The sequence below is a fragment of the Enterococcus sp. AZ095a genome, from assembly GCF_050546735.1.
GTDB lineage: Bacteria > Bacillota > Bacilli > Lactobacillales > Enterococcaceae > Enterococcus_D > Enterococcus_D entomosocium.
Genome location: NZ_CP172953.1, coordinates 1,890,891 through 1,908,657 on the forward strand (window position 1 = coordinate 1,890,891; position 17,767 = coordinate 1,908,657).

The window sequence follows — 17,767 nt, forward strand, 5'->3', positions numbered from 1 at the left end:
AAAGGCGAGTTTCCTCGCACTTTTTTTAGTTGTTTTTGCCAAAGATTCGCAATAACGCTAGGAATAAGTTGATGAAGTCTAAATACAGTTGTAATGCCATGAAAACGGCCACTCCAGTATTTGCGCCACCATTCGTTGCGAAGTATACATTGCGGATTTGCTGATTGTCATAAGCGGTGATTCCCATAAAGACAAAGACGGTCACGATCGATAAGAAAAAGTCAACCGGTTGACTGCGTAAAATAAATACATTCAAGAGCGTTGAGATGATGATCCCGATCAACAGACCATAGCCGATACGACCAACCACACTTAGATCACGTTTGGTCATGATCCCAAATGCTGACATGACACCAAAAGTGACGGCTGCTGAAACAAATGCTCCCACGATCGATCCAAAGTCATAGATCATCAATGTCACAGACAAGGTCAATCCATTCAAGAGCGAATAGACTAAAAAGCCAGCAACGGTCAAGGACGGATTTTTCTGCGCCTTCACCCCTAATACAATAACTAGAATGATCTGTAAGATCCAAAGACCGGTAAATCCTAGCGGAAAATTGTCGATAAATTGCAGGGTTTGCGCTTTGAAGACTTCCCCAAAAATATAGGCTGAAATCGCACTGATCGCAAGCCCAACGCCGAAGAATAAATACACTTTTGAATAAAAGCGATTTAAGCCTTGGGCTTGGACGTTTTCATTGTTTAAATTATTCATCTTGTTGTTCCTCCTCATTTACTGCTACTGCTTTTGGCGGCTGGACCATGACCACAGCATCTAAAATACGATGATCTTCTGTGTTGATCGCTTCAACCGAAATAGTTACCACGTCTTTCATTTTATCCACTTTGATCACTTCGAATTCAAAGGTCAATGTTTCATAATGATATACAGGTTCAATAAAGTTCACCGAAAAATTGACTACATGAGAGCCAGGACCAGGCAAATGTTTCGATACGGCACTGGTGATGATCCCCATCAACATGATGGATGGGACGATTGGACGCTGATACTCAGTATTTTGCGTGTAGTCATGTTGAATATACAAAGGGTTTGCATCATTAGTAAGTCCTAAATATAACAACAGTTGATTGTCTTCGATCGATTCTGTTAAGGATAACGAATCGCCTTCCTCGATATCTTCAATACTTTTCCCTATTTTTCGCGGTTTTCCTATATTCAAAATTTAATTCCTCCAAAAAGAATAGTTTCATCTGAGTATATTCTATCAGATGCCGACAAAAGTGCAAGTTCGCGGTGCTGCTTTTGCAAAAACTTCAGATGTAAAAAACTCTTGCAGCAAACACGCCACAAGAGTCTTTGATTACAATACGTTACGAGTTGTATTGCTTAGTAGTTTTTCATAGGCTGTTTCAAATTTTTGCACATCGCCTGCTCCCATAAAAATCACGACAGCATTTTGATGATCTAGTAGCGGAGAAACGTTCTCTTCTTTGATCACAGTTCCGCCTCTTTGAATTTTATTGCCCAGATCTTCAATTTTAACATCCCCTCGGGATTCACGAGCAGATCCAAAAATATCACATAGATAGACATGGTCTGCAAGATCTAACGCTTCCGCAAATTCATCCATTAAAGCGATCGTACGGGTAAAGGTATGAGGTTGGAAGACAGCAATAATCTCTTTATCCGGATATTTTTGACGAGCGCCATCAATCGTTGCTTTGATTTCTGCAGGATGATGGGCGTAATCGTCTACGATCGTCATATCCGCTACGATTTTTTCGCTGAAGCGACGTTTCACTCCAGGGAATGAGAGCATCTCAGCGGCAACTTCTTTCATGTCCAATCCTTCTTTGAAAGCCACAACGATCACACTGAGTGCGTTGTTGATGTTGTGTTGACCAAACGCCGGCAAGACAAAATGGCCAATATTTTCACCATGGATAAAGACGTCGAACTCTGAACCTTGGGTGGTGCGTTCAATGTTTTTTGCTTGAACATCGTCGTTATCGTTGACGCCGTAATAGTAGATCGGGACATCTGCTTCAAGTTTACGCAGGTACTCGTCATCACCAAAAGCAAAAATGCCTTTTTTTACTTGACTTGCCATCGATTGAAAGGCTGAGAAGACATCGTCAATCGAGTGGAAATAGTCCGGATGATCAAAATCGATGTTGGTCATAATTGCATAGTCCGGTGAATAAGCTAAGAAATGACGGCGGTATTCACAAGCTTCAAACGAGAAGAATTCCGCATCGGGCTCTCCATGACCGGTACCATCGCCAATCAAGAAACTTGTTGGCCGGATGCCGCTTAAAACATGAGAAAGCAATCCTGTCGTACTGGTTTTTCCGTGAGAACCAGTCACAGCAATACTCGTATAGGGCTGAATGAATTGGCCAATAAAGTCATGATAACGAGTGACTTCTAAACCAAGTTCTTTGGCCCGTATGATTTCTTCGTGGGTGTCAGGGAAAGCATTCCCTTGGATAATGACCATTTCTGGTTGAATGTTTGCTTTATCGAAAGGCAACAATTTGATTGCTGCTTTTTCTAGATCACGTTGAGTGAAGAAATATTCTTCCACATCAGAGCCTTGTACTTGGTAGCCTTTTTCGTGCAGAATCAAAGCCAATGAACTCATACCGGAACCTTTGATTCCAACAAAATGATGTATTTTGTTTTGATTTTCCATTATTATAATCCTCTTTTCTCAAATCCGCGTCGTAAAAAAACGCGTGTATTGACAAATATCAGGTTGTCACACGACCTACATTATCATACAAAATGAAAAAAATAGCAACGAGTTTTATTTTTCGACTTGACTTTTCTCATCATTTCCTATTTCTAGCAAACGTCCGCGACATTTTCCACAAACAAATTTTTTGATATCCACACGCCTCTGCCGCCGAATCTCGCAGCCACAATTTTGACATCGATAGCAATGCTTAGCTGTTCTTATGGCAGGAGGTGCATACCGCAGGCCTCCCGTTTTTGCCAGCAATGCTTTAAAAGCAGGATCTTGGTGACGGTGACCAAGACCTGCTAAGTGCAAATGATAATGACACAATTCATGCTTGATAATGCCGATAAAAACCTCCATCCCTTGTTCTGTGAGCATGGTTGGATTGAAATCCAAGTGGTGATCACTTAGATGGTAGCGGCCACCGGTTGTTTTTAAGCGAGAATTAAACACCGCTCGATGCGTGAATGGTTTGTTGAAAACAGACAGCGACAGCTCTTCCACCAAATGCTGCAATTCTTGTTGGGTCATTTTGCATTTCCTGGATCGACCATGGTTAAACTGATACGGCCTTTTTTGACATCTACTTGCTCGATCCAAACGGTTACGACATCACCGACGGAAACAACGTCTTTCGGATGCTTTACAAACGAACGGCTCAGCTTCGACAAATGCACCAGTCCATCTTGTTTGACACCGATATCGACGAAAGCACCAAAGTCGATCACATTTCGAACCGTTCCCTTCAGTTCCATTCCCGGTTTTAGGTCCTCCATACTCAGCACATCTTTGCGCAATAATGGGGCTGGCATTTCATCACGCATATCGCGTCCAGGCTGCATTAACGCCTTTAGGATATCCGTGATGGTTTCTTTGCCGACTGACAATTTTGCGGAAAGCTCCGCTGGGCGTAGTTGGGCAAGTTTCGCTTTATTTTCTTCCATTTGCTCTTTCCCTAGCTCCGCTAAAGAAATACCCGCGAGCGCCAAAATTTCTTTGGCAGTGTCATAACTTTCTGGATGGATCCCGGTATTGTCCAAAATGACTTTTCCGCCAGGTATCCGCATAAAGCCGATCGCCTGTTCATAAGCTTTTGGTCCTAAGCGAGGGACTTTTTTCAGTTGATTCCGCTGCGTGAATACACCATTTTCTTCTCGATAAGTCACGATATTTTGGGCAGTCGTTTTATTTAAACCCGCCACGTGCTGTAAAAGTGCCGCACTTGCGGTATTGACATCAACGCCTACTTGGTTGACGACCGTTTCCACGACAAAATCCAATTGTTCGGCTAAGCGCTTTTGCGAAACGTCATGTTGGTATTGCCCGACGCCCACCGATTGTGGATCGATTTTAACTAATTCTGCCAAGGGATCTTGGAGACGGCGGCCAATACTGATGGCACTGCGTTCTTCCACTTGCAGATCAGGGAATTCTTGCCGGGCGATCGGACTGGCCGAATAAACAGAAGCGCCTGCCTCATTCACGATCACATAATATACTTCTTGATCGATCAATTTTAATTGTTCAGCGACGAATTGCTCTGACTCTCGACTCGCCGTTCCATTACCGATTGCGACCATTTCAACTTTATAGGTTTGCAATAAGCGACGAAACGCTGGTCCAGCCGCTTCTCGTTTGTTCATCGGCGCCGGTTTATGGGGATAGATCACTTCGATCGCTAGTACTTTTCCTGTCTCATCAACGACGGCCAATTTACAGCCCGTTCGATACGCTGGATCAAAACCTAAAACGACTTTGCCCTTCAATGGCGGCTGCAGCAACAGATTGCGAAGATTTTCTCCGAAAATCGCAATTGCTTGTTCGTCGGCTTTTTCTGTCAATTCATTGCGGATCTCTCGTTCGATCGCTGGTAAGATAAACCGTTTCAAGGCGTCAGCAGCAGCAGTTTGGACAAAACTGGCTGCGGGTGAATCACTATTCGTGATCAATTTCCGACGTAGGTACTCCATGATTTTTTCTTCATCTGCCACAAGCGTTACCTTCAAAATGTCTTCTTTTTCTCCACGATTGGTGGCTAAAACCCGGTGGGAAACCATCTTATTGATAGGATGTTGGAAATCGTAATACATTTCATAAACGCCTTTTTCATCTTTTTCAGCATTTTTGACCGTGCTCTTATACAGTCCTTTGTTAGAATAATAGCTCCGAATCCAACTTCGAAATTCTGCAGTATCACCAACGCCTTCTGCAATGATCTCATGGGCGCCAGCCAAGACATCTTCTACAGTAGGAACAGCATCACTCATAAATTCGGCCGCTTTTTCTTGTACGTCACCTGTTTTTGAGAAGCTTAACAGCCACTGAGCAAATGGTTCCAAGCCATTTTCTTTGGCGATCGTCGCTTTGGTGCGTCGTTTTTGTTTGTAAGGACGATACAGGTCTTCAACGGCCTGCATTTTTGTCGCAACTAAAATCGCCTGTGTTAGTTCAGGCGTTAGCTTTTCTTGTTCTTCTATCAAGCGCAAAACTTCTTGCTTGCGTTTCTCTAGGTTTTCTAAGTACTGATACCGCTCTTCGATTTCTCGAATCTGAACTTCGTCAAGTCCATTCGTCATTTCTTTACGGTAGCGGGCAATAAACGGAACCGTATTTCCTTCTTGCAATAATTGTAACACCGTACTGATTTGTTTTTGGGTAAAAGAGGTTAGTTCTTGTTTCACTAAATCAAGTACCTCTTGATTCATTTCTGCCATTCGTTCTCACCTTTCCTTTGTTGCTTTTGCTATTTTAACATAAAAAAGTCAGCCATTGAGGAAACAAGAAGGCACGAAAGGAACATTGCTTCGGGGCTCTTGTAATGGCTGCTTTTCTCTTTTTAGAAAAGACTTTTAAAAGTCTTGTTGCCAAGGTCCTGCTAAATTTTGATATTCGATATCTTGAAGGACCCCTTTGTCATCAAAAATCACGCCATGCACCGATCCACCAAATACTGCCCCACCATCGATGCCGATTTTGTCGTCTTGTTGCCAAAGATCCGTTGTCTGCATATCTCCATGCAGCATGGGCGTGATGGTATGGCCAAAAACGATCGTTTTTCCTGTGCGGTTTTTCCCTTTATGAAAAGGTTCGCGAATCCAGATAAAATCGTGGTCGGTGGTCTTCCGCCAATCTTTTTTACTTAAATCCACGCCCGCATGGACAAAGAGGTACTTTCCCCACTCGTAATAAAGTGGCCGCTCCATTAAAAACTCTATTAAGTCTCCATACCTACTTCGGATCATTAAGGCGATTTCCGTCGGCGAATACTCCTCAGTGGCGCCTGTATGCAAAAGACTTTCAAGCGTTTCTTTGCCACCATTGCGTACGTAGGCGGCGAACCAATCCTCAGGGGCATTTAGAAATTGCAGAAAATACTCTTCGTGATTGCCACGTAAATAAATCGCTTGATGTTCTTCGACTAATTTCTTTCCAAGTAATAAACACTCTTTGGACTTTGGTCCTCGGTCATTTAGATCACCAATCAAAAGCAACTGATGGATTTTAGGATCATATTCCGTAAGAAGCCTTTTAAAAAGATCGGCCATTCCATGAATATCACTGATTGCATAAAGATATTTTTGCATTGTCATTCCCTCCTTAAAGGCATTTGATTCTTTTATTATCAATTCTAGTCCTTTAGTTGCAAAATGTCTTGCATTAAAACAAAAAACAATCATTCGCCTTGAACGGTTCGACAGCATAGAGTCGGGTTCATAAAGACGAATGATTGGTTACGATCGGCAAAACCTATTTTCCTGATACAGCAAAATAATTGCCATCTGGATCGGCAAAATTGAAAACCAGTTGTTCTTCCATCTGAATCAATTCACCCACTTCTGCTTCCATCTCTAAAAGTTTTTTATAGAGAGCTGTAATGTCCTCAGCAAAAAACATGATCGATGGAGAATTCAATGCGACTTCAGGTGAGTGCGTTTCGATGAACTCACGGTCATATAAGACAAAATGAGCCTCTGCCTCTTTTGAAGGAGCGATTTCGACGACGGATGTTCCATCGATCGTTTGCTGTTCAATGATCACAAAGCCTAATTCTTGCCAAAACTCGACAGCTTTCGTCACATCATCAACGTAGAGCATCACTTGCATTTGGTTGGAAAACAATGGAAATCCCTCCTATTTCAACTTATTTTTCTTCTTCGGTCGATTCTTGTGTGGGGTTCGAGTTGGTATTGAAGTTCAGTTGGAGTCCTGGTTTATCGGTCACGATTTCTGTCACCTCATACGTCAGGCGTTTGACGATATCAAACAAGGGCTCAACCAAACGATCAGTTTCAGCTTTTGTTAGATCTTCTCCAGAATTGACTTTGCGATTCAAAATATGATTGACTTGTCCGACACGTCCTGACAAAACATAATCAGGGAACACCAATTGGAATTCTAAGCGGGCACCAATAATACTGTTTTTTTCCATATATTCTTCATCTTTGACTTTTAACGGCGCAAAGCCGACATTCAATTTTGTTTCCATTTCTTTGTCTTTCGGTTTCATATCAAAATGATATGCTTCAACGATCGGTTGTTGTCTTTTTAATTCCACTAGATTCACACTCCTTATCTAAAAGTATAGCATAACCTTTTCTTTGAGCCTACTGTATTCTTTAGACAATAAAAAAACGGCGAGCGCCGTTTTAATTTGCTTCTTTCAGTGTTGCTAGATAATCCAAGGCATCTTGGACATTGGCGATCGGAACGATTTTCATATCCGTGTCTAACTTCTTCGCTGCTGCCACTGCCTCTTCATAATTTGTTTTGATGGAAGGATCTATTTCACGCTCTTCGTCAGTGATTTCATCATCTGGGGCAAAGAAGATTTCTGCACCACTTTCACTGGCACTCGCTACTTTTTTATCGATCCCACCGATTCGACCAACGGTTCCGTCAGCTGAGATCGTTCCTGTCCCAGCTATGTTGTGGCCTTTACGTAGGTTATCTCCGGTCAACTGTTCATAGATTTCAAGGGTGAACATCAAACCAGCGGAAGGTCCTCCGATATTGCCAGAATCGATCACGATCTCTTCATCAGAAGTGATCTCTGTATGATCGACGAGGGAGATGCCGATACCGGCTTTTTGATTGCTCTCCAGTTCAATTAGTTTGCCCGTTGCTTCTTTTTCTTCGCCATCTTGCAAGTAAGTCACGGTGATTTCATCACCAATGGTTTGACTTTGGACGTAGTCGATAAAATCTTGACTGCTTTTAAATTCTTTACCATTGACTGCGGTGACGGTATCTCCAACGGATATTTTCCCAGCAAAGCTGGAATTTGGATCGATCCCCATGACATAGACCCCTTTATAGGTCATTTCATAAGGTAAGTCTGCTAGCTTTAATGCTTGCTCAATCGCACTATTTTGCGAGGATTCCATATAGTAGCGTTGAATGCGGTTGTACTCCTCATCTGTCGCACCGCCTAAAAGTTCTTCCTCACTGATCAAGTCTTGGAATTCATTGAATTTCGTTCCAATCGCTGTGAACACGGTAGCTTGTCGAATCCCAACACTGGTCAAAGAAAAGGAGCCGGCTGATGTGTCTTCTTTTTGATTGACGGTAATCAGCTCTTTTAAATCGATCGTTGCTCCTGGTTGCTCGATATAATAGGGAATCGGCAAAAAGGCACAAGCGGCGATGATCAGCGCTAAAACAAACAAGAGAACATATTTGATCGTTGATTTAAGATTCATTGGTATCACGCTTCTTTACTATAGCATCGTAGATATTTTGAGGTAAATATTCGGCAACATCGCCGTTAAAGGTTAAGATCTCTTTCAACAAACTGGAACTGATGAAACTATGTTTTGCGTCTGCTAAAAGAAAGACGGTCTCTAATGAGGGTTCTAGGTGATGGTTCATTTCCATAATGTCCCGCTCATATTCATAGTCTTTCACACTGCGAATGCCTCTAAGCAGAAACTGGGCACCTAATTTTTTCGCAATCGTGACTGTTAGCTCTGTTTCTTGTGCCAAAATCTTGACGTTAGGAATATGGGCGAGGGCTTCTTCGATCAAATGAACTTTTTCTTCACTCGTAAAAAAACTTTTTTTATTGGTGTTTGTAAAAACGCCGACGATCAATTCATCGAAAAGCGTGGCTCCTCGCTCGATCAGATCAACATGACCGGATGTCAATGGGTCAAAACTCCCTGGAAATAAAGCAATCTTTTTCACGTTATCCCTCATTTCTATAGATCGTCACTGCCGATATGCCATAGGTTTGGGCACGGACCAAATGCAACGAGCCGATTTGTTCTGGTAAGTCGATGGACTTGTCTGTTTCGCAAACTACGTATGCAGACGGGCGAATCAATTCATCCTTCAGCATAGCTTCTAACTGATGCAGAATCTCTTGCTTTGCGTATGGCGGGTCTAAAAACAAATAGTCAAAACTTTGTCCCTCAGCTGCAAACTGCCGTAAAGCTTGATTCGCATCCATTTTTAGCACCGTGAACTTTTCGGGTTCTTTGGTTATAGCAATATTTTCGCGGATCACTTTGGTTGCTGGAAAACTACGGTCGACACAAACCGCATGATCAGCTCCCCGAGAGACCGCTTCGATAGCTAAGCCCCCGCTTCCGCTGAATAAATCCAGTACAACACCTCCATCTAAATATTGCCCTAACATGTTAAAAATCGCCCCTTTTACTTTGTCTGTCGTGGGGCGAGTGTTGTCTCCAGCGAGACTTTTTAATCTGCGGCCACCATATTCTCCGGCTACTACACGCATGCTTTTTTCCCTCCAAGATCTTCGTAAATACAAATATAGCACTGTTTCTATAAATAGCAATAAAAAAATGGCGGTGACTCAAGGCACCCCCACTTTTTTATTACACGTTTTCTGCCAATCGAATCATCGTATTTTTTTCTTCGATATCAAACCCTTCATCTTTCACTGGATAGGCTGCTGACGTACCAATTTTTTCAGCAAAATCCATTTCGACATCTGGTCGATAGGAAGCTTCAACTTGTCGAACAAAGTGAAACTGCTCGATTTTTGTTTTTTTGCTTTCGTATTCTTCTTCGTTCAAATACATGACCACGTATTTCATCTTGCGTGACACATAATGAACAAAACCAAAACGGCGCAAATTCTTTAGTTGACGTAGGCTGTAAACCCATACGATCAATCCTCGACGCTTTTGCATCGTAAAAGGCTCTTTATCCTCGTGCATGACAATTTCCTCCACAACTTGATTTTGATTGAAAAAAGGGACTCCCAGCGTCCACTTTGACAGAGGGAGAAAAACAAGTAGAGATCGCCACAGTCAGTTCATCCAGCAAACGCTGCAGTTGTGTTTCACTCCAGCGATACTCACTTACTTGTTCATTAAGATCCAACTGCCGCTTGGCTGTGCGCAACGCCCGTTTTTTTTCTTTGAAATCAGGCGCATACTCACCGTAAGCTTCAATTCTTTCAAAATCTAGTTTTTTTTCTAAAAACGATCGCATCAATGTCTGAACATCAGGGTCTTGATGCATGACCTGTTTCGCTTTTTGATAGGTTTTACACGTTTCACTTGCTTTGATTGCCTTCACAAGTGCTTCGATTTGATCTTCAATCTCAAAAAAGGCTTCATCGTAAATCATCTGACGTACTATCCTCGGTCCCTTCCACATCTTCTTGCACTAAGACTACCATATTTGCTTCAGAAAAAGCAATTCCTATCTTTTCTGATTGTTCATGGGTCAGGCGCTCAGTAAATCTTGGATTACTGAACCAAGATAAAATCGTAAAAGTTGGATCATAAACAGGCGCTTCGAAGATTGAAGCAGATGCTTCCAATTCCTTTTCCGCTAACAACTCTCGCCATTCGTCATTCGATAAGACAAAATTACTTGTCTTTTCCGAAGAAAGTGCTCGTTGATAAGAATGGATTCGTTGAGAAGTCAAATAGTCTGATAGGTTATTCGTCAAATTAAATAAAAGTCCAGCTGCTTCTTGATGTGTTTGGGTATCTTGTGAGAAGCTGTCTAAGCCGATTTGCTGGCGAATTTTATCGATGATAACAAACGCCAGGGTCTCTTTTTCAAGGTTGGCTTGGGCTTGGTCAATTGTTTGCGAAACTTGAAATAGCGGTCGCTGCCCTTCCGTCAAGGGATAAGGTGCCAGTTTAAGCAATGTGGTCTGATCCAAGTAAGTGACGGCTTGCAGTTGGGCAGTCTCCTGATCAAAGAACAAAACAGCAAATGTCCCGTTGTCAAAAGCCACTAATGGACGGTAGTTCATATCTTCTTCCATCAATTCGAAACTGATCGCACGATCATTTTGTGTCAAGGTAAAGTTAGGATAGATCATGGTCAACTCCGTCAAGTCAGTCAAGGTCATGCCCATCGTAAAAGGTGTCAGGGAAGAGCCCCCGGCGCCGATTACTTTGATTGCTTGCACACTTTCACCATCGGTATTGATCTCAACATACTGTTGATCGTCTAATTGATTGTAGACCCGAATTTCAAACTCGTAACCTGATCGATATGTTTGAACTGGAAGACCATAGACTTCTTCGAAATCCGAAACAGGTTCCCCGATCAATTCAGCTAATCCTTGAGCTGCGATTGGTTCGTAATTCATGTTTGTTGGTGCTTTGATTGGGTTTTCGATCGTCACTCTTGAATCTGAAGCGTTTTGCATGAAAACTGGCTGCAAATACACGATTATTAGGGCTAGGACAAATAAGCCGCAAAACAATAATCCTCTTCGCTTCATCTGTGGATCGACTCCTTACTTCTCTTTGACTTCAATCAAAAGATCTCCTGACTGAATTGGTTCCCCATCGGTTACATACACATGTTCAACTACGCCTGAGAAGCGGGCTTCAACCGAAGTTTCCATTTTCATCGCTTCCGTGACCATCAAGGTTTGTCCACGTGCCACCCGGTCGCCTTTTTTGACTAATACTTCTAAAACTGAGCCACTCATCGAAGCACCGATCTGTTCTTTGTTCGTTGGCTCTGCTTTACGTTTCGTTTGAACAGAGCTGATGATTGAGTTGTCCTTAACGACGATTTCTCGGCGTTGTCCGTTCAAGTTAAAGAAGAGGGTTCGGTTGCCTTCAATATCTGGCTCACCGATCTCATCTAGACGAATGATCAAGATTTTGCCTTTTTCTAATTCAACATTGATCGTTTCACCTAAGCGCATGCCGTTAAAGAAAGTTGGAGTATCAAGAACTTTCACATCTGCAAACTGTTCATAAGCTTTTCGATAATCAAGGAAGACTTGCGGATACATCAAGTAGCTCAAGACTTCTTCATGTTTTGGTTCATAGCCGATTTTCTCCGCTAGTTCTTGCTTCACATCAGCAAAATCAACTGGCTTCGCGAATGTTCCAGGACGTTCGGTAAAGGCTGGGCGTCCTTTCAAGATAATGCGCTGTAATTCTTTCGGGAAGCCACCAACTGGCTGACCTAACTCACCTTGAAAGAATGTGATTACTGACTCAGGGAAGCTTAATGTATCGCCTTTTTCAAAAACATCTTTCTCAGACAAGCCATTTTGAACCATAAAGAGTGCCATGTCCCCAACGACTTTCGAAGAAGGCGTCACTTTCACGATGTCTCCAAACATCATATTGACTTCATGATACATTTCTTTGATTTCATCCCATTTTTCGCCTAAACCAACGGCTTTGGCTTGCTGCTGGAGATTGGTATATTGTCCCCCCGGCATTTCATGCTTGTACACTTCCGTTTGAGGTGCGTTCAAGCCATTTTCAAAGGAATGGTAGTACATGCGGACATCTTCCCAGTAGTGGTTCAACTGTTGGATATTGTCTACATTGATTTCTGGGCAGCGTTCGCCGTTCAATAGTGCATAATACAAACTACTCATACTTGGTTGACTCGTTGCGCCACTGACCGCTGACATAGCGACATCCACGATGTCAACACCGGCTTTAGTAGCTGCTGAGTAAGTAATGATCCCATTTCCACTCGTATCATGGGTATGCAGATGAATCGGCACATCGATCGTATCCTTTAGCTCACTGATCAAACGATAAGCCGCTTGCGGTTTTAATAATCCAGCCATATCCTTGATAGCAATGATATGGGCACCAAGGTTTTGCAATTCTTTCGCCATATCTTTGTAGTATTGTACTGAATATTTTTGACGGGTCGGATCATTGATATCCCCGGTATAGCAAATCGTTGCTTCTGCAATTTTTCCTGTATCGCGAACGGCTTGAATACTTTTCTCCATTTGTGGAACCCAGTTTAAACTATCAAAGATTCGGAACACATCAATTCCTTGCGCTGCAGATTCTTTGATGAATTCTTCCAATACATTGTCTGGATAATTGGAATATCCCACAGCATTGGAGCCTCTAAACAACATTTGCAACAAAGTATTCGGCATTTTTTTCCGGAACATCCGCAATCTTTCCCATGGATCTTCTGTTAAGAAACGGTAGGCAACGTCGAACGTTGCTCCACCCCACATTTCACTTGAGAACAATTGTGGCAGACCAGCTTCCGTCATCGCGGCAATTTTCTTAAAGTCATGGGTTCTTACACGAGTTGCCAACAAACTTTGATGGGCATCTCGGAAGGTTGTATCCGTCAGTAAGACATTGTTTTGTTGACCGATCCATTCAACGACACCCTCGGCACCTTTCGTATCTAAAATATTTTTGGCGCTGACAAAATCAGGCGTTGCTTGGATGTGTTGTGGCATCCGTGGCTCATTATAAAATGGTTTCTTTTGTTTTTCGATCCCCGGAAATCCATTGATGGTAATTTCCCCGATATACTTCATGGTTTTGTTTCCACGATCACGAATCCGAGGGAAATTGAATAGTTCCGGCGTATTGTCGATAAAGGTGGTTTTGGCTTCACCCGAACGAAAGGCTGGATGAGAAACGACATTTCGCATGAAGAGAATGTTTGTTTTTACCCCACGTACACGAAATTCTTTCAAACAGCGCATCATTTTCTGAATCGCTTGATCAAAGGTTGCCGCATGTGTACAGACTTTTACAAGCAGTGAGTCGAAATACGGGGTTACCACCGCACCGGCGTAAGCATTTCCGACATCCAAACGAACCCCAAATCCACCTGGAGAACGGTAGGTATCAATCTTACCAGTATCTGGCATAAAATTATTCGCTGGATCTTCCGTTGTCACGCGACATTGAATCGCAACCCCTTCGAAGCGAATATCTTTTTGTTCAGGAATCCCAATTTCTTTATGCAGATCCTTGCCTTGTGCAATTAGTATTTGTGTCGTCACGATATCTAAATTGGTGATCATTTCAGTGATTGTATGTTCCACTTGGACCCGAGGGTTTACTTCGATAAAGTAAAATTTATCGCCTTCAACTAAAAATTCCACTGTTCCGGCATTGATATAGCCAACATGCTTCATCAATTGAACGGCAGCTTGACAAATTTTTTCCCGTTGTTCAGTCGTCATTGACACACAAGGTGCCACTTCGACTACTTTTTGGTGACGGCGCTGAACAGAGCAGTCACGTTCAAATAGATGGACGACATTTCCGTGCGTATCCCCTAGAATTTGGACTTCAATATGTTTTGGATTACTAATATATTTTTCAACGTAAACTTCGTCACTACCAAATGCCGCTTTCGCTTCACTTTTGGCACGTTCGTAGCCATCACGTGCTTCTTTTTCATCATGAGCGACACGCATGCCTCGACCACCGCCGCCAAGAGCTGCTTTGATCATGATTGGATAGTCATGTTCGTCAGCGAATGCTAAAACGTCGTCAATCGATGCCACTGGACCGTCAGATCCGGGAATGGATTGAATCCCCGCCTCGATCGCTGCTGCTTTTGCTTTGATCTTGTCGCCAAAAATATCTAAGTGGTGAGTGGATGGTCCGATGAAAATCAAACCTTCTTCTTCACAGCGCTGAGCAAAGCCCAGGTTTTCTGATAAAAAACCATACCCTGGATGAATCCCTTCAGCCCCGGCTTTTTTCGCTGTGCGAATAATATCTTCAATGTCTAAATACGCATCAATCGGCCGTTTGCCTTTCCCCACTAAATACGCTTCGTCTGCTTTAAAACGATGGACGGAGTATTCATCCTCCGCAGCATAAATACCGACTGTTTTGATTCCTAACTCCGCACATGCGCGGAAGACACGAATCGCGATTTCTCCACGATTGGCAACAAGAATTTTCTTCATCTAATCCACTCCATTCAATTGATCAATAATTCAAATAATATTGTTTCCTCTTTTCTTCGGCACTGATATTTAATACAAAACCAATACAAATCGACAGCATCAGCAAACTTGACCCACCCTGACTTAAAAACGGAAAAGTGATTCCCGTCAATGGGATCAAACCAGTGATCCCCCCTAAGTTGATGAAAATCTGAGACATAAATAATGTCCCTATGCCGATACACATCATGGAATTAAAGGGATCTCTTGAACGGATACCGACAAGAAAGATCCGTCCCACCATATAGAACAAAACACCTAAGATAATGATCGATGGGATCAAGCCTAATTCTTCCATAACGATCGAAAATATATAATCGGTGTGCGCTTCGTTTAAGAAGCCACGTTTTTGGATACTATTTCCAAGTCCGCGTCCGAAAAGCCCACCGTTGAACATTGCGTAATACCCATTGACCATTTGATGACCTGTATTGTATTCATCAGCAAACGGGTTCAAAAAGGATGAAAAGCGACTATAAACATAAGCTGGTAAAAGCTTACCGCCAGTTAGATTCACAAATAGGACAATCAACATACTCCCAACGATACCTGCCAACCCCAATATCAAAGTGTACAAGTAATTCAATCCACTAGATAATAAAACGACAAAAGCCAGTAGCATGACGATCACAGCATTCCCTAAGTCGGGATAAAAGGCCATGATCCCGGTGTAGACGAAAACGATTCCGATTGGACGCCAAACCGTTTTCCAAAACTCTTGTTGGATGCCTTTTTGACGATAAGATAGCGTCACCGATAAAAACCAGATGACAATAAATTTCAAGTACTCAGCTGGTTGAATAGAAAAGCTCGCAATCGTTAACCAACCATGGGCCCCGTTTCTTCTTGGGAAAAAGAAAGCAGCGATCAATAAAAACAAGATGACGATCATGGCGATCTGGACAAATTTTTTATTCCGAAAAACATCCGTTTTCATTTTATACATGACAGTGATCGCTACTAGGCTCACCAACCAAAATAATGTTTGATTGATGACGTAAGAAGCAGCTGTGGTCGGTTGTGTGGCGGTCATCGCAACATAGGATGTGGAGCTGTAGACCATCATCAAACCCGTAACACACATCACTATATAAGGCAGTAAAATACTATAATCTAATAAATGTCTTTTCTTTACTTTTTCTGGCAAGTTTATGCCTCCTTGCCGATTTCAGGTGTCCGCTGGTCTTCATAGACCTCGCTGTACAATTGGTTCAGATCTTTTTCGAGATCCGCCATCAATTGTTGTCCTGTTTGATTATCGACGATCCCCAAGCGGATCGCAAATGCCACTTGCCGTGATAGACCATACATTTGGGTATCAACCACTTCTTCAAATGCTTTGCATTGTGCGATACATAAACTATTTTCTTGGTTTCGGATCAGCTTTTTGATTCGTTTTGCGTCATCTCTAAGCAGATCTAGCGCTTTTGTAGAATCGATGTGCTCCATTCCGGTCCCCCCATTTCTTCGTTTCACCATTATAGCATATTCTCTCTGGCTTTTGCATCATTAGATTGCATAGAAATACGTAAATGACGAACTTTAACGAGTATATTTTCAAAAAGTTCGTTTTTTAGCGAAGATCGTTCGTTTTTCCAATTTTTCATTCGTTTTATCTTCATGAATCACGCTAATATCCGTGAAACAAACGTCCGATGTGGAACATAACGCAAAAAACGTCCTTTACTAAAATTTAAGAAAAGCTGTTCTATCAACTTTTCTTAAAAATATTCCTGTTACTTTTTCCACAATTTATTTTTTAAAAAAAGAACAGGTCCAAAAGTCCCTGTTCTTTCACTTTGCATGAAAAGAAAAATCGTTTACCTTGTTTCGTCGCCGATCTTGCCATCTCCATTAATGTCCTCATCGGAAAGACGTTCGACTTCTTTAATAAAACCTTCGCTCATCTCTTGATAGTTCTGCTCACCAACGACCGCATCATCAGGAATTTGATCGACATTCGCAAAAAACTCAATATGATTGTGTAGATTTTCAAAGCGCATAGGAGCATCTCCGCCGTATTCACCATCAAGGTTGATCATTAATCGATTGACCTGCTCTGGCGCGTCTACTTCAAGAAAAGATGTTTTCGTATAAATCAGACGACGATCGTTGATGTGCTTGCCACCATTCATCATTAAAGCAACTAAGTGGACAATCTCAAAAATATTGGCCGTTTTGACAATGATCAACGAAAATTTCCCATCGTCAAGCTTTGCATCAGGCGCAATCTGTTCAAAGCCTCCCACTGAATTCGTCAGCCCTAAAAAGAACATCGACGCTCCGCCAATGTATTCTCCGTCTTCATACTTTAGATGCATTTTGATCGGTTTGACACGAGGGAGTAATTCCGCTCCTTTTGCTAGATAAGCTAAGTAGCCAAAAACACTTTTCAACTCAGAAGGAACATCATAGGTCAGTTCTGTTAAGTGTCCGCCAGCAGCGATGTTGATAAAATACGTGTTAGGTGTTTTTCCAACATCCATCTTCACCGTTTGCTGCTTCAAAATCACTTCCGCAGCTGCTTTGATATCGGTCCGAGGAATCTTTAGTGCACGTGCGTAGTCATTGGTGGTTCCTCCAGGAATGATCGCCATTTTTGGTCGCTTTTCTAAAGGAGCGATCCCATTGACGACTTCATTGATCGTGCCATCACCACCGGCAGCTACCACCAAATCAAAACCAGCTTCGCCAGCTCTTCTTGCTTCATCACGGGCGGAAAATGGTGCAGCGGTCGTGGCAAACGCACTCGCCTCATAACCGCCTCTTTCCAAAACATCTAAAATATCTGCTAAATTTTTTCGAATCAATTCTTTCCCAGATGTCGGGTTATAGATTACTCTTGCTCTTTTCATCGCTT

18 protein-coding genes are annotated in these 17,767 nt (G+C 42.4%); all 18 read right to left on the reverse strand.

What is annotated here, in order from left to right; genetic code table 11:
* Window positions 1-25 precede the first annotated feature (25 nt).
* Window positions 26-718, reverse strand: a complete 693-nt coding sequence (locus IGJ26_RS08785; RefSeq protein WP_430599548.1) for a Bax inhibitor-1/YccA family protein — start codon at window positions 716-718, stop codon at window positions 26-28.
* Window positions 711-1,184, reverse strand: coding sequence for a MaoC family dehydratase (locus IGJ26_RS08790; RefSeq protein ID WP_005235769.1), 474 nt, complete (start codon window positions 1,182-1,184; stop codon window positions 711-713). Before IGJ26_RS08790 ends, IGJ26_RS08785 begins: the two co-directional genes overlap by 8 nt.
* A 141-nt stretch (window positions 1,185-1,325) precedes the next feature.
* Window positions 1,326-2,660 carry a UDP-N-acetylmuramate--L-alanine ligase gene (gene murC / locus IGJ26_RS08795; RefSeq protein ID WP_430599549.1) on the reverse strand — a complete coding sequence of 445 codons (1,335 nt, stop codon included), beginning with the start codon at window positions 2,658-2,660 and terminating at the stop codon, window positions 1,326-1,328.
* Between the two features lie 114 nt (window positions 2,661-2,774).
* A complete protein-coding gene (locus IGJ26_RS08800; protein ID WP_244731734.1) occupies window positions 2,775-3,239 on the reverse strand; it encodes a SprT family protein in 465 nt (154 codons plus the stop codon).
* Window positions 3,236-5,422, reverse strand: a complete 2,187-nt coding sequence (locus IGJ26_RS08805) for a Tex family protein (RefSeq protein WP_244731736.1) — start codon at window positions 5,420-5,422, stop codon at window positions 3,236-3,238. The genes IGJ26_RS08800 and IGJ26_RS08805 overlap by 4 nt, the downstream gene beginning before the upstream one ends.
* A 135-nt stretch (window positions 5,423-5,557) precedes the next feature.
* Window positions 5,558-6,292, reverse strand: a complete 735-nt coding sequence (locus IGJ26_RS08810) for a metallophosphoesterase family protein (protein WP_430599550.1) — start codon at window positions 6,290-6,292, stop codon at window positions 5,558-5,560.
* A gap of 163 nt (window positions 6,293-6,455) precedes the next feature.
* Window positions 6,456-6,827 carry a VOC family protein gene (locus IGJ26_RS08815; protein ID WP_008380092.1) on the reverse strand — a complete coding sequence of 124 codons (372 nt, stop codon included), beginning with the start codon at window positions 6,825-6,827 and terminating at the stop codon, window positions 6,456-6,458.
* 22 nt (window positions 6,828-6,849) lie between these two features.
* Complete coding sequence (locus tag IGJ26_RS08820) at window positions 6,850-7,263, reverse strand: DUF1149 family protein (protein ID WP_008380094.1); 414 nt, start codon at window positions 7,261-7,263, stop codon at window positions 6,850-6,852.
* A 91-nt stretch (window positions 7,264-7,354) separates the two neighbouring features.
* A complete protein-coding gene (locus IGJ26_RS08825) occupies window positions 7,355-8,407 on the reverse strand; it encodes a SepM family pheromone-processing serine protease (protein ID WP_005235759.1) in 1,053 nt (350 codons plus the stop codon).
* On the reverse strand, window positions 8,397-8,891 hold the full coding sequence (gene coaD / locus IGJ26_RS08830; RefSeq protein ID WP_005231326.1) for a pantetheine-phosphate adenylyltransferase: 495 nt from the start codon (window positions 8,889-8,891) through the stop codon (window positions 8,397-8,399). Before coaD ends, IGJ26_RS08825 begins: the two co-directional genes overlap by 11 nt.
* Before the next feature lies 1 nt (window position 8,892).
* The gene (rsmD, locus tag IGJ26_RS08835) at window positions 8,893-9,447 is read right to left on the reverse strand and encodes a 16S rRNA (guanine(966)-N(2))-methyltransferase RsmD (RefSeq protein ID WP_087664094.1); all 555 of its coding nucleotides are present in this window, start codon (window positions 9,445-9,447) and stop codon (window positions 8,893-8,895) included.
* A gap of 100 nt (window positions 9,448-9,547) precedes the next feature.
* On the reverse strand, window positions 9,548-9,892 hold the full coding sequence (locus IGJ26_RS08840) for a YlbG family protein (protein ID WP_005235753.1): 345 nt from the start codon (window positions 9,890-9,892) through the stop codon (window positions 9,548-9,550).
* Window positions 9,879-10,307, reverse strand: coding sequence for a YlbF family regulator (locus IGJ26_RS08845; protein WP_005235752.1), 429 nt, complete (start codon window positions 10,305-10,307; stop codon window positions 9,879-9,881). Before IGJ26_RS08845 ends, IGJ26_RS08840 begins: the two co-directional genes overlap by 14 nt.
* Complete coding sequence (locus IGJ26_RS08850) at window positions 10,294-11,424, reverse strand: CAP-associated domain-containing protein (RefSeq protein ID WP_430599552.1); 1,131 nt, start codon at window positions 11,422-11,424, stop codon at window positions 10,294-10,296. The genes IGJ26_RS08845 and IGJ26_RS08850 overlap by 14 nt, the downstream gene beginning before the upstream one ends.
* Before the next feature lie 15 nt (window positions 11,425-11,439).
* Window positions 11,440-14,868, reverse strand: coding sequence for a pyruvate carboxylase (locus IGJ26_RS08855; protein WP_005235747.1), 3,429 nt, complete (start codon window positions 14,866-14,868; stop codon window positions 11,440-11,442).
* A gap of 22 nt (window positions 14,869-14,890) precedes the next feature.
* Complete coding sequence (locus IGJ26_RS08860) at window positions 14,891-16,054, reverse strand: FtsW/RodA/SpoVE family cell cycle protein (RefSeq protein ID WP_008380107.1); 1,164 nt, start codon at window positions 16,052-16,054, stop codon at window positions 14,891-14,893.
* Window positions 16,055-16,056: 2 nt separating this feature from the next.
* On the reverse strand, window positions 16,057-16,356 hold the full coding sequence (locus IGJ26_RS08865; RefSeq protein WP_430599553.1) for a YlaN family protein: 300 nt from the start codon (window positions 16,354-16,356) through the stop codon (window positions 16,057-16,059).
* Window positions 16,357-16,727: 371 nt separating this feature from the next.
* Window positions 16,728-17,762, reverse strand: coding sequence for a diacylglycerol kinase (locus IGJ26_RS08870; protein ID WP_005235735.1), 1,035 nt, complete (start codon window positions 17,760-17,762; stop codon window positions 16,728-16,730).
* Between the last annotated feature and the right edge of the window lie 5 nt (window positions 17,763-17,767).